The following is a 13,527-nucleotide window of genomic DNA, read 5'->3' on the forward strand; positions in this document are numbered from 1 at the left end:
TTCTGGCTAACAAACACAATAATGTTTTATATACTGGCGTTACCAATGATTTGATTCGTCGTGTCTATGAGCACAAAAATAAGCTAGTTGCTGGATTCACCAAAAAATACAACGTGGATCGATTGGTATACTATGAAGCTTGAGGGAGTATCATTGTAGCCATTGAACGAGAAAAACAAATCAAGGGTTGGTCACGAAAAAAGAAGCATGATTTGATTAATGCATTGAACCCAGAGTGGAATGATTTGTATCAATCGATTCTTTAAAAATTGTTCCACCTGACAGGAGATCCCTCACCCTCGCTGCGCTCGGGGTCGGGATGACGTGGGGAGTTACAATTTCATTTATATTTATTCCATTTATTTTGGGATAAAATCTTGCATATTTAATAATTTTTACTCAGAATAGTTTTTGATTTATCTAGTTTTAGAATAGAAAGTCTAACAAAATGACAGGAGTGTCACGATGAAGTATACGATAACTTTTTGCGTATTTGATCATACTGTAGGAGGGAATCCTTTTTGGCATGGTTCTTTTTTTCTATCAATGCTGGATGAAAACAAACAATTGCTTGAGGTTGTTGAGACTTGGGGCTTTTATGGTGTTACCAGCACTGGAGATAAAAGCAGTTGGTTAGAGCAATTCAAAAATAAATATCATTTAGATGTTGATTTCCAGGGCAATCATGGGATGTTAATCAATGAGGAAGTGCGTTTCATGGATCTTGGGCATGGGTTACATGGATACACTTTTGAGCTGGCGCAGGATGAGTTCGAATTATTACAAAAGAGATGTGCAAATGCCGTTGCAGAGCAAGAGGCAGCTATTAAGGAAGTAGTTGGTGATGGTCAACATTTCAAAACAGATCCAGAAAAAAAGGGGAGAGTTTATCAAGAAGAGGCCTACTCCAGACAAATTTTCGAAATCGAACAAATAAAGGCCAAAATTGAAGGGCGTCCTTCCAGGCTTAAGCCTTTTGATTTTCATTTATCATTTGGTTTATCGGGACCTAGCCTGAAGAATTCCAATACCTGTAAAACTAGGGCGGTTTCCCTTTTAGAAGGGATCTTAACCGAAGAGCAACTTGCCCCATTTAAAAATTCCTCTTTGCCCCGATTGATTCCGGGTTTAGAACCTATTCTTTTGCATAGTGAAGGCCCTTTACACATACATAAAAAATCATCAGGTAAAGAAGTTTTTTATCGAGATAAGAAACAAGATAAAGAAGTTAAATTATATTGGAGTGTACCGCCACAACGTTTTGATCAGTTATCAGCTGATACCGAGAGTTTATTTAAAATAGATGAAGAGTATCGTGATGAAGTGAAATATATCGTCAGCCAGTTGCAGCGTTTAGAATGGTTAATAAGAAATGCGTCTTTACCTGAAAAATATAAAGAATATCAAAATGATTTAATTCAGCGCATTGTTTCCTGTTATAAAGCATTTGCCATTATTGAGCCCAAAAATGATAGTAAAATATCAGGTTGGCAAGGCTCAATTCTTGGTTTCTTTTCTGTACCGAGAAGCCAGGAAGAGAAAAAGTTACAAGATAAAATTCATCAGGCAAAAATGCTTTTAAACGCTCTTTATATGGCTATAGTAGATGGATGGTCGATCTATGATGAGTATCCTTCTGAGACAACTACAAATGTAAATGCTGAAGACTATAACCTACTGGAAGCCTTGGTTTCATATTTATCAACAGAAGATAAAGAAAGCCTATGTAAGATATTAGGAAGACCTTATTTGGAGAATGAAGAAACACAGGTGACTTTGCCGGTATCATTACCTACTTAGTTTTTTGATCGTAGCCTGGGTGAAGGTGAAAGCCGTAACCCGGGGATATTTTAGTGTTGCATCTTGCCGAACGTAGAGAGGAACTCTTCAGCCGGGTATTATAATAACGCTAATAGAGGATACTTCGTCGTAAATTTCACAAGATGAAGTAGTCGATAACGATTAAACGATTTAAGTAGAAATAAGAAATCGAACCGGCATTGCCAGTTCGATATTTTCGAATTAAACGATTAAGCAGCCATTGCCTTAACACGAGCTACTAGACGACTTTTAATACGAGCAGCTTTATTTTTATGAATTAAACCTTTACAAGCCGCTTTATCAATAATTGGTTGTGCTTTGGTGAAGGCAGCATGAGCGGCTTCTTTATCACCTGATTCAACAGCTTTAATTACATTTTTGATGTAGGTGCGGAACATAGAACGTGCACTGGCGTTGTGTTGACGTAGTTTTACGTTTTGGCGAGCACGTTTGATCGCTGATTTAATATTTGCCACTTAAAAATCTCCACTCATTCAGATGGTACAAAAAGATGATGATCATGCACAATGAGTTAGAATTTGTCAATAGACTTCTTTGTTTCTAAAGCATAAATTGATTTAATCTATGACGGTATGTGTTATTTGTGCTCAAATTCAATTAGGCAATATGAAGTCTCAATTATTCCTTGAATTTCAGTTTAAAGAACATGACACCGTATTTAGAATTATGACAGTTGATACATTTAGGTATAATATAAGCTATTTTGGGCCTTCTATAAAAATTATGTCAGCAACAGATACAGAGATTATGGTACCTAAACGACAAAGCTTATTGCGTTCAACGACACTGGTTTCAGTAATGACCTTTATTTCACGTATTGTAGGTTTTGTGCGCGATATGGTGCTTGCCAATTTTTTTGGTGCCCAAGCAGGCATGGATGCTTTTTTTGTAGCATTCCGCATCCCTAATTTTATGCGCCGCCTTTTTGCAGAAGGAGCGTTTGCTCAAGCGTTTGTTCCAGTACTTGCTGAGTATCAAAAAACTCGTTCTCCAAGTGATGTACGTGTTTTTATCGCGCGTATTTCTGGATATCTGGGGACTATTCTTAGTGTTGTTACTTTAATTGGGATATTTGCGGCACCAGTGATTATCTTTTTATTTGCTCCTGGTTTTAGTCATGACAGTGACCGTGCTGTATTGGCTACGGAAATGTTGCGTATTACATTCCCATTTTTAATGCTCGTTTCGCTAACGGCTATGGCGGGAGCGGTATTAAATACCTATGGTTATTTTGCAATCCCCGCATTTACACCGGTATTATTGAATATCAGTATGATTCTTGTAGCGATCTATCTATGTCCTCATTTACCCAAACCTGTAGTTGGTCTGGCTTGGGGCGTTCTCATTGCAGGCATAGCGCAATTGCTTTTTCAAATTCCATTTTTGCATCAACGCAGTTTATTAGTAAAACCCCAGTTGGTCAGAAATGATGCTGGAGTGAATAAAGTACTTAAGTTAATGATTCCAGCTTTATTTGGTGTTTCCATTGCCCAACTTAATTTAATGGTTGATAGTATTTTTGCTTCCTTTTTGAAAGTTGGAAGTGTGTCTTGGTTATATTACACCGATCGCCTTACTGATTTTCCATTAGGAGTTTTTGGTGTGGCGATTGCAACGGTAATCCTTCCTCATTTATCTCGAAGGCATGCAGAGCAAAGTATAAGCCAATATTCAAGTGCCTTGGATTGGGGGTTGCGCTCCATTTTACTTATTGGAATTCCAGCAGGGTTAGGATTATGTTTATTTGCTATGCCTTTGATTGCGAGTTGCTTTGCTTATGGCAAATTCACTGCTTATGATGTGATTCAGACTCAAAAAAGCTTAATCACACTTGGGGCTGGAGTGCCTGCTTTTATGATGGTCAAAGTATTGGCCTCTGGTTTTTATGCACGACAAGACATTAGCACTCCAGTTAAGGTGGGGGCGATTTCTATGATCGTTAATACTTTATTGTGTTCTATATTTGTTTGGCATTTTGCTCACGCGGGTCTAACTTTAGCTTCCGCATTGGCCGGTTATGTTAATTGCGGTAGTTTATTATTTTTACTGATTAAACGTGGGGTCTTCAAACCTTCTCCTGGATGGTTAAAATACAGTATGCAATTACTCTTTGCTAACGTAGCAATTAGCATTTATTTAATTTTAATGAGCGGTACAGTAAGTTATTGGCTTGGTTTTTCCCCTGTGATGCGTTTAATCTTATTATCTGCCCATGTAACAGTTGCAGTAACCATTTATTTGTTAGTTCTGGGACTAACCGGGCTTAGACCTGCCCATTTTCGAGGCCAAGTGAAGGAATAAAAACATGCAAGCAAAGTTATTTTATGAGACTCAAGGTGAACGGGCTATTCCTCTTTATTTGATTTCGCAAGGTCAATGGGAGGAGGAGCTGAGCATGCTTACACCAGCGGTACAGAATTGTCTTTCCTTGCATCAATTTAAAGGGAAAATAGGGGATGCTTGTTTCATCCAGAATGCAGATGGATTGATCGATAAAGCGTATATTGGGACAGGTGATGGGAATCAGGTTCAGGCTTTAGCCAATGCGGCACTGATACTTCCTCCTAACATTTATCAAGTACAAGGAATATGTTCCCAAGAAGGAGCAATAAGTTGGGCCTTGGCGCAATATCGTTTTGAAGCATATAAAAAGCAAGAAGTACAACCACGGCTTTTAGTAGTTCATCCAGATAATTTAAATTCTATTTTGGCATTAACCCAAGCTCACTTTTTAGTGCGGGACTTGATAAACAAACCAACTAGTGATTTAGGTCCAAAGGAATTGGCTGAGGTAGTAGAACAGTTAGCTGAAACACATAAAGCGCAATTCAGACAATGGGTTGGTGATGAATTGCTTAAAGATAATTTTCCAGCAATTCATGCGGTTGGGCGTGCTTCTAAATCAGCCCCTCGCTTGTTGTCATTAACTTGGGGAGATGAGAAAAATCCTCATATTACTCTGGTAGGAAAGGGTGTTTGTTTTGATAGCGGAGGTCTGGATATTAAATCGGCTTCTGGTATGCGTTTAATGAAAAAAGATATGGGGGGCGCTGCCCATGTAATAGGCCTTGCACAATGGATTATGACGCGTAATTTACCTGTACGCTTACATATGCTTGTTCCCGCTGTAGAAAATTCTATCGGTCCTGATGCATTTAGGCCTGGTGATGTTTTAACCATGCGTAACGGTTTAACTGTGGAAGTGCATAATACTGATGCGGAAGGACGGTTGGTTTTGGCTGATGCTTTAGTAAAAGCATGCGAAGAACAACCTGAGTTATTGATTGACTTTGCGACCCTAACAGGAGCTGCACGTGTTTCAGTTGGCACTGAAATTGCCGCACTGTTTACCAATAATGATCACTTGGCTGCAGAAGTAACAGCGGTCTCTCATAAAGTGGTTGATCCTATCTGGCGATTGCCTTTATTTCCTGCGTACGAAGATTTACTTCGCTCAAATGTTGCTGATTTAGCTAATTCCAGTGATCATCCTTACGCAGGAGCAATTGTTGCAGGATTATTTTTGCAGCGCTTCGTGGCAAAATCTATACCTTGGATGCATTTTGATATTATGGCGTGGAATTTGGGTAATCGGCCTGGAAAGCCCGAAGGTGGTGAAGCAATGGGGTTACACACGGTTGCAGAATATTTGTTAGAGGTTTATGGATAACAGGAACAAGTTGAGTTCAAAAGGAGATTTTGATGTTAATAACGTTTCATACTGATGCTTATGAAGATATCACATATTTTGCAGATGTGGCTAAGCGGCTGCTATCTTTAATGGGGCATAGTGGCACTATTCCTGGAGCAATCAAATCAGAAAATCTTCCTGAAGCTTTGGAACGATTGCAGGCTGGTCTTAAAAATGAAAAAAAAGTTGTCGAAGACGATGATGAAAGCGAACCGGAAATCAGTATATCAAAGCGTGCTATTCCTTTAATTAGCTTATTGCAAGCTGCAATAAAGAAAAATAAAGATGTTCTCTGGGATTAATGTGGTGCTTTGTGGTAATCATTAACAACTAACGCCATCCAGAGAAGCGTATGATGAAAGATCTCCTGTTTTGAGCATTATATTTATTATGTTCAAAATCACCCAATGGAGATCTTCCACTCACTGCGTTGACGAAAAATTCAAATAAGAGGAATCGCACACTATTTCAATTCAATCTGATGCGTATGCAATTCGCAACCTTTGGCTCTATAGTTTCTGTAGTGTGCACGGCTTAATTCCTTCTCAGTTTCCACATTCACTACAATTTCCATAACACGCTTAAATTTTGGATAAAAGCCTGGGATATAATTTGCAAGATTCAACAAGATGTCGTTAAATCCTCTAGGTTCTCCTTCATAGCCTATTTGTATGGGGGGAGGGGGTTCGGGGCCTTCACCTTGCAGGTTATGCGGAATAAAACTCTCTTCTTTGAACGTCCATAGCAACTCATCTAGAAATTCGGCTTCTTGTTTGTTGTTGCATAAGACATAAACCTTATGCCCTTTAGCATAAGCTTTTTCCAAAAGACGACAAGCCACCGACCAGCGTGCATCATTCTGGTCGCTAGCTAATAGATAAAAATCAACGCGAATTGAGGGCATGACGTATTATTTGAGTTAATAAAGGGACTGGTCTGCCAGTGGCATTACGATTTTTGCCGAAAATCCAGGCAGTACCTGCAATGTCTAAATGTGCCCAACGATACTTTTCTGTAAAGCGAGATAAAAAGCAAGCTGCAGTGACACTGCTTGCAGTACGATCAAAACCCGCATTGATCATATCCGCTAAAGGGCTATCAAGGGCATCTTGATAGTCATCATCTAAAGGCATACGCCAGACTCTATCATTACTTTCCTTGGCTGCATCCTCAATCAATTGTGCTAATTCTTCATCTTGAGTCATAAAACCCGATGCAACGGTTCCCAGCGCAACAATAATTCCACCAGTAAGTGTTGCAACATCGATCACAAATTTCGGTTGATACCGCTCGGCATAAGTCAGTGCATCGGCTAAAACCAAACGACCTTCTGCATCAGTATTAATGATTTCCACTGTTTGCCCGGACATACTGGTAACAATATCACCTGATTTGACGGAGGTGCCACTCACCATATTCTCGGCACTGGCAATTAAACCGATAACATGAACAGGAAGCTTTAACAAAGCACATGCTTTCAAAGTACCTAATACACTGGCGGCACCTGACATATCATATTTCATTTCATCCATTGCATTGGCTGGTTTGATGGATAATCCGCCTGAATCAAAAGTAATTCCCTTGCCTACTAGAATGATTGGGGGAGCATCATCTGCGCCTTTGTAATGTATGTCAATGAGTCTTGGTGGCTGGGCTGACCCTTGTGCAACTGCTAATAAAATTCCCATACCCATTTGGTGCATTTCTTCCGGCCCCATCACTTTGCAGCTCATGTTTTGGGCAAACTCTTTAGCTAATTGCATTGCTTGCTCACCCAAATAAGTAGGGGTGCAGATATTTGCGGGCATATTAGCCAGATGACGAGTCAATTCAACACCTGCTGCAATTGATTGACCTAATTTTAATCCCTCTTCACTGGCATTCGGCAAATAAAACGTTATAGACTCTAATTGATGAGGCTTGGCTTTTTTCTTTTTAAAATCAAGTAATTGATAGCGTTGATTATCTATTTGAACAATCATTTGTTCCAATTGCCAATCAGCAGAATAGTGCGTTATTTGTGGCAAACATAGCGTTGCAGAGCGAATGCGGTGTTTGATTAAAGCCCCTGTAATCTCGGTTACTCTTTTTTTAAGCTGAGAAGGCGTGAATTTGGTTTGTTCACCACATTGAATGATTAATAAGCTACCATCCAGAGCATGATGCCATTGCATATCACCGGCTTCGGAGGTTTTTTTAATAAGTCTGCTAACTAAATTATGATGCTCGTTACTCAGAGCAAAATCAGATAGTTCAGCATCAGAAAACACCCCAATAACAAGACATTCACTACTCGATAAGTTAGGTTTTTGAGTTAATCCGTAATTCATTTTAATGTTCCCTAATGCCTGGCTTAGCCTGGGTGAAGCGCAGTGTAACCCGGGAATTTTATTAATTAAACCTGGGTCGCGCTTCACCCAGACTTTATTTGACTTGTAGTGTACCCAAACTTAGTTTGATTTTAAACAGGCAATTTACAATCTGTTAATGGTTGTGTTGGTACAACAATTTGAATATTGATTCCTTTAATCGTCGGGCTATCTATTGCTTTTTCTAGGTATTCAATCAATGGGACATCAACTACTTTACCATATTCTGATGATGCTTGCCGAAAATACAATTGACCTTTATTTCGAATTGCAAAGCCTAAATGAGAAATATTTAATGCAGTGCCAATTTTTTGGTTTAGCTCCCAATTGGGTCTTACGATTTCAATGATTGCTCCGTTAGGAATTTGTGCGAATAAATACATGTTCGGTTTATTTTTTTCAGAAAATAGTGCAGTGAAGGGTAGATATGGAACTTCTTCTGAAATGGTTTCCAATTGGGCTCCTTTCCTTTTTAATTCCATTAATCGTTCTTCTTCGGTTCCCCTATCTGCGTTTACTAATCTTATTGCACCGACAGTTTTATAAGCATACCAGTTGGGTTTATTAATGATTGCATCAGCAATTTTTGCAACGGGGTGATTATTTTGATCTTTTATATTTAGTGTAATGTCTCTAAGAATTCCATTTCGCTGATTATTTTGATTCCAATCCAGACCCGTAAAATGATTTCGTCGTAAATAAGAAACAGTTCCGTTTTTATAGCGTATATTTTTTAAGCATTGTTGAAACGAGTCAAGTGAGTTTGCAACGGCTAATGACACCACTGTGTTTACGTAGGTATCACAGTCGAATGCATCAACACGATATTGAGGATATTGATCGTATCGAGCCTTTGACCCTTCACCTAATGAACCAAGAATATATTGTACCCCTAAAAATTGGCTACTGACCCAATCTATTCTATCTGGCATTGAACTATTCGGCATGTTGCTTAGTCTATGATATAGTTCTTCTATTGAGGAATTAGCTTGTTTTTCGGCACTGTCTGAGTCAAAAGCATGACTTTGAAAAGAAATGAGAAAGCAGGCTGCAAAGGCCAGATGTTTTAAGGGAGTAAATGTGTACTTCATTAGTTTTTTCTATCTCAAGCCAAATAATGACTGCATTTTAACCTGTTCCAAAGTAGGGAGGCAAGGATGCTCAATATAATTTGGTTAGGAATGATACTAATTTCGGTGGTCGTTGGCGTAATTGAAGGGCGTATTGATGAGGTGGCACGTGCTGTCACAGAGTCGGCAAAACTAGGCTTTGAAATCGCGCTTGGCTTAGCAGGAATTATGTCATTATGGCTAGGAATTATGTCTATAGCTAACGAATCAGGTTTGGTGGCTTTACTAGGAAAAATACTCAGGCCAGTTTTAAGACGGCTATTTCCTGATATTCCTACTGAGCATCCTGCAATGGGGGCAATGACTATGAATATTGCTGCTAATATGCTGGGTCTTGCCAATGCAGCAACTCCATTTGGACTGCAAGCAATGAAAGAGCTGCAAACCCTGAATCAACATGCAAAAATTGCTACAAATTCCATGTGTACTTTTTTGGCAATTAATACTTCTAGCGTGCAATTAATTCCTGCTACCGCAATTGCCTATTTGGCCACAAATGGCAGCACTAACCCGAGCAGCGTTATAGTCAGCTCATTGATCGCAACGACCATTTCTACTTTGGTCGCCATTATTTCTGTAAAACAATTAGCCAAATTACCGATGTTTCGTGTTGAAGGAAAAAACAGCCTATGAGTGGGTTTGCAAATCAATTATCCAATTGGATGCTTTTAGTTTTTATTGTGGGTATTCCTTTATATGCTGCGGCAGTAAAAAGAATTAATGTTTTTGATGCATTTATTGTTGGTGCGAAACAAGGTTTTGATACGATTTTAAGCGTTGTTCCCTATTTAATCGCTATGATAGTTGCTATAGGCATGCTGCGTGCCTCAGGTTTTTTTAGTTTAATGGCAAATCTTCTTTCACCACTTTTAGCTATGATTGGCATGCCTCCAGAAGTTTTACCATTGGCCTTGATTCGACCTTTTTCTGGAAGTGCTTCAACGGGAATGATGGCAGAATTGATTCATCAATATGGCGGGGATTCACTCATTGGCAAAATTGCGGCAACTATGATGGGAAGTACAGAAACGACATTTTATGTGATTGCCGTATATTTCGGTTCTATAGGAATTCGTCGTACACGACACGCTATTCCTGCCGGTTTATTAGCGGATCTTGCTGGAATTATTGCATCAGTGATTGTTTGTCGCTATTTATTCGGATGATAATACCTGAAACTATTCTAACTTCGTCCGAAATTCACTGGGTGCCGAAATATATGGCACCTTCAAAGATTTGGCAGATGCATGAATCATGCAGTACTGCTTTAGATTATCCTATTTTAGTTTTCTTCTTGCCTTTACTTTTGTCTTTGTTGGCATAATTTGTTTTTTCCATTGATTTCAAACGAGCAAACACATTACGCACTTTTGCTTTAAATTGGGCCATTTCTCGTGCGGGAACAGGGGATGCAGTAGGCAAATAAGTTGTCGTTGGATTTCTTGGTTGATTATGAACATGCAGCTCATAATGACAATGAGGGCCTGTCGCAAGACCTGTTTGGCCTACGTAACCAATAACTTGACCTCGTCTGATTCTACTACCTTTGGATAGTCCTTTTGCAAATCGAAGCATGTGTCCGTAAAGCGTACTGTAAGTTTTATCGTGTTTGACTTCAATCATATTACCGTAGCCATTGTGTCTACCAATGCTAATAATTGTTCCATCACCGACAGATTGGATCGGAGTACCAATCGGTGCTGCAAGATCGATACCTTTATGGGCTCTTTTATAGTGCAATATTGGATGATATCTTGAAGTAGTAAAGGTCGAGCTGATATGACTAAATTTAATGGGGTAGCGAGAAAAGGCCTTTTTAAAGCTTTCTCCCTTAGGCGTATAATAGTCACGAGTACCATTTCTACTAATATGGCGTACGGCCTGAGCGGTTTTACCTTGATTGGTGTAGCTTACAGCAACTACATCACCAACACCTACCATTTTGTTTTCTACATAGAACGTATCATAAGCAATAGAAAATCGATCTCCACTACGAACAGAACGCGAAAAATCTATTTCTTTGCGCAAGATAGTAGTCATTTGCTGAATTAATTTCCTCGGGATCCCTAACTGCTGAGCTGTAGCGGATAAGGAACCTTTGACTACACCGGTAATATAACGCTCTTGGGTTTTTACTTTTTTAGAATCAACTTTCGTCTTATATACTGCTCCATCCCTATACACTGTAAGTGTTTGTATGTTGTTCATCGGGATAATTAATTTTTCCAACTTATTCTTATTAATTAAAAATTTAAGTTCTTGACTTGGTTTTATGGCGGTAAGCGCTTTAGCATAAGGATTTTTTTGCATAACCAAGTGTAAATTTTGGGCAGTTAATCCAAGGCGCTTAAATATAGTAGCCATAGAGTCCCCAGATCGAGGTTTTATAGTTTGCCATTCATTGTCCTTGGCAATTTTTTTAATTGGTTTAACCGTTTTAACAGCGTTTTGTGCAACAGTTTTAGCTGTTTCTTCCGTCAGATTGGGTTTAGACTCTTCAATAATTTGCTCATCTTCATTTTGAAATGTATTTTCTTGAAAAGCTTCGTCTTGATACTCTTCTGATTCATCTTCATCAAGATCAGGTAAAACAATGGATTGAGTTGTAGGTTCCTGATGTGAATTATGTGAAAACTTTTTTACAAGGAAATAGGGGAGTGAAAAGGCAATAATCAAGGCAAAACCCATTAATACCTTAGATGGATTAGATTTTTTATTTTTATTCGTTTTTCTTTTTTCGATATATATATAAGGTTTTTTATCCATTGTTTGCCTATACATTGCCATCCGGAATCATGCTATTGTTTGCATTTTATTTAAATTTCGGGTGACAAATTATCTTAAATCACCTTTTAGGTATGGCAGGAAATTGCCAACCGGGCTAAGATACTCGGTGTGAGAAGATAGGTCAATCATTTATAAAGGTTTTGATGTCATGATAGTTGAAGATTCAGTTTGTTCCGAGCTAGTAAGAGGCTGTGAGGAGGTACTTCCCCAGCATGAATTAGAAAAAAAATTACAAAAAGGAACTACTTTAAAAATAAAAGCAGGCTTTGATCCAACTGCACCTGATTTGCATTTGGGACATACCGTATTACTTAATAAGTTAAGACAATTTCAACAACATGGTCATGAAGTCATTTTTTTAATTGGTGATTTTACGGCGATGATTGGTGATCCAACTGGGAAGAATGTCACACGTTTGCCTCTTAGTCCAGAAACGGTTCTTAATAATGCCAAGACATATCAAGAACAGGTTTTTAAAATTTTAGATCCACTTAAAACACGAGTAGCATTTAACTCGCAGTGGCTGGCAGAATTCAATGCGACAGATTTGATTCGTCTGGCTGCAACACACACAGTTGCTCGTATGTTAGAGCGTGATGATTTTAATAAGCGATATACTACAGGTCAGCCTATTGCAATTCATGAATTTTTATATCCTTTACTTCAGGGGTATGATTCTGTGGCACTCAAAGCAGATATTGAACTGGGCGGTTCGGATCAAAAATTTAATCTATTAATGGGACGTGAATTACAAAAGCATTATGGTCTTGAACCACAAGTTGTCATGATGACTCCATTGATCGAAGGCTTGGATGGTGTGAAGAAAATGTCGAAGTCATTGGATAACTATATTGGTATTAGTGAACCAGCATCCGATATGTTTGGCAAAATTATGTCAATATCCGATGAATTAATGTGGCGATATATCGACTTATTGAGTTTTAAAACAGGAAAGGAAATTCAGGCTTTAAAGAAATCAGTAATGGATGGAGCGAATCCTAGAGACATAAAAATTGATTTTGCTAAAGAAATTGTGACGCGTTTCCATGATCAAATACAAGCAGAGCATGCACATAAAGAATTTATAGAACGATTTCAAAAAGGCATTATCCCTGAAGATTTAGAGGAACAAACCATAACCTCGAATGAATCGCTTTCACTAGCTCAACTATTAAAACAAATGAATCTAACTCAAAGTACTTCAGAAGCGATTCGTTTGGTAAAGCAGGGTGCCGTTAAAATTGATGGAGAAAAAGCTGAGGATCCTGCTCTTGTATTATCTGCAAATAAGACCTATATAATACAAGTTGGCAAACGTAGAATTGCCAAGCTGCATTTACAATAAACAGAGTGTCATCATTTTTTTAAAAAAAATGCAAAAAGTGTTTGACACTGATGGTGAAATCAGTAGAATACGCAGCACGCCTTCGGGGCAAGTTCATTAAGAAGAGAGAAGACAAACTGTGTGGGCACTTTGAAGAACCTTTGAGTGCTAAGAAGAAATAAATAAGTAAAGAAGCTGGTTTTAAACTAGCACAGGAATTGAACTGAAGAGTTTGATCCTGGCTCAGATTGAACGCTGGCGGCATGCTTAACACATGCAAGTCGAACGGCAGCATTTTCTAGCTTGCTAGAGAGATGGCGAGTGGCGAACGGGTGAGTAACGCGTAGGAATATGCCTTGAAGTGGGGGACAACTTGGGGAAACT

At 38.7% G+C, this 13,527-nt stretch carries 12 protein-coding genes, 1 rRNA gene and 1 pseudogene; 9 read left to right on the forward strand and 5 right to left on the reverse strand.

Features of this window, described 5'->3' with window-relative positions; all coding sequences use genetic code 11:
* Positions 1-2: 2 nt before the first annotated feature.
* Together BW930_RS16410 and BW930_RS16415 are read left to right on the forward strand one after the other, a co-directional pair.
* A pseudogene (locus tag BW930_RS16410) lies at positions 3-266 on the forward strand (GIY-YIG nuclease family protein).
* A gap of 199 nt (positions 267-465) precedes the next feature.
* A complete protein-coding gene (locus BW930_RS16415; protein WP_058467603.1) occupies positions 466-1,800 on the forward strand; it encodes a hypothetical protein in 1,335 nt (444 codons plus the stop codon).
* 230 nt (positions 1,801-2,030) lie between these two features.
* On the opposite strand, the gene rpsT is transcribed toward BW930_RS16415, so the two are convergent.
* On the reverse strand, positions 2,031-2,297 hold the full coding sequence (gene rpsT / locus BW930_RS16420; protein WP_058467604.1) for a 30S ribosomal protein S20: 267 nt from the start codon (positions 2,295-2,297) through the stop codon (positions 2,031-2,033).
* 268 nt (positions 2,298-2,565) lie between these two features.
* Here rpsT and murJ point away from each other — a divergent pair, with 268 nt between their 5' ends.
* Genes murJ through BW930_RS16435 form a run of 3 tightly spaced genes read left to right on the forward strand, consistent with a single transcriptional unit; the run spans position 2,566 to position 5,835 of the window.
* Positions 2,566-4,143, forward strand: coding sequence for a murein biosynthesis integral membrane protein MurJ (gene murJ / locus BW930_RS16425; protein WP_058467613.1), 1,578 nt, complete (start codon positions 2,566-2,568; stop codon positions 4,141-4,143).
* A gap of 4 nt (positions 4,144-4,147) precedes the next feature.
* A complete protein-coding gene (locus BW930_RS16430) occupies positions 4,148-5,512 on the forward strand; it encodes a leucyl aminopeptidase family protein (RefSeq protein WP_058467605.1) in 1,365 nt (454 codons plus the stop codon).
* Positions 5,513-5,544: 32 nt separating this feature from the next.
* Positions 5,545-5,835, forward strand: a complete 291-nt coding sequence (locus BW930_RS16435; protein WP_058467606.1) for a DUF1840 domain-containing protein — start codon at positions 5,545-5,547, stop codon at positions 5,833-5,835.
* A 161-nt stretch (positions 5,836-5,996) separates the two neighbouring features.
* On the opposite strand, the gene BW930_RS16440 is transcribed toward BW930_RS16435, so the two are convergent.
* The 3 genes from BW930_RS16440 to BW930_RS16450 all read right to left on the reverse strand — a co-directional run bounded on the left by BW930_RS16440 (position 5,997) and on the right by BW930_RS16450 (position 8,993).
* Positions 5,997-6,437 carry a DNA polymerase III subunit chi gene (locus tag BW930_RS16440; RefSeq protein ID WP_058467607.1) on the reverse strand — a complete coding sequence of 147 codons (441 nt, stop codon included), beginning with the start codon at positions 6,435-6,437 and terminating at the stop codon, positions 5,997-5,999.
* Positions 6,418-7,863, reverse strand: a complete 1,446-nt coding sequence (locus tag BW930_RS16445) for a leucyl aminopeptidase (protein WP_058467608.1) — start codon at positions 7,861-7,863, stop codon at positions 6,418-6,420. Before BW930_RS16445 ends, BW930_RS16440 begins: the two co-directional genes overlap by 20 nt.
* Positions 7,864-7,994: 131 nt before the next feature.
* Complete coding sequence (locus BW930_RS16450) at positions 7,995-8,993, reverse strand: N-acetylmuramoyl-L-alanine amidase-like domain-containing protein (protein ID WP_058467609.1); 999 nt, start codon at positions 8,991-8,993, stop codon at positions 7,995-7,997.
* Between the two features lie 66 nt (positions 8,994-9,059).
* Between BW930_RS16450 and BW930_RS16455 the strand changes: the two genes are divergently transcribed.
* Positions 9,060-9,665 carry a nucleoside recognition domain-containing protein gene (locus BW930_RS16455; RefSeq protein ID WP_058467610.1) on the forward strand — a complete coding sequence of 202 codons (606 nt, stop codon included), beginning with the start codon at positions 9,060-9,062 and terminating at the stop codon, positions 9,663-9,665.
* On the forward strand, positions 9,662-10,198 hold the full coding sequence (locus BW930_RS16460) for a spore maturation protein (RefSeq protein ID WP_058467611.1): 537 nt from the start codon (positions 9,662-9,664) through the stop codon (positions 10,196-10,198). Before BW930_RS16455 ends, BW930_RS16460 begins: the two co-directional genes overlap by 4 nt.
* A 106-nt stretch (positions 10,199-10,304) precedes the next feature.
* Here the strand turns inward: BW930_RS16460 and BW930_RS16465 are convergent, their stop codons facing one another.
* Positions 10,305-11,798 (reverse strand): M23 family metallopeptidase, encoded by a 1,494-nt coding sequence (locus BW930_RS16465; protein ID WP_058467614.1) that lies wholly within the window; start codon positions 11,796-11,798, stop codon positions 10,305-10,307.
* A 169-nt stretch (positions 11,799-11,967) separates the two neighbouring features.
* Between BW930_RS16465 and tyrS the strand changes: the two genes are divergently transcribed.
* A complete protein-coding gene (gene tyrS, locus BW930_RS16470; protein WP_058467612.1) occupies positions 11,968-13,164 on the forward strand; it encodes a tyrosine--tRNA ligase in 1,197 nt (398 codons plus the stop codon).
* 199 nt (positions 13,165-13,363) lie between these two features.
* Positions 13,364-13,527, forward strand: a 16S ribosomal RNA gene (locus BW930_RS16475); the annotation flags it as partial.

The organism is Fluoribacter gormanii, from assembly GCF_900156395.1.
GTDB lineage: Bacteria > Pseudomonadota > Gammaproteobacteria > Legionellales > Legionellaceae > Legionella > Legionella gormanii.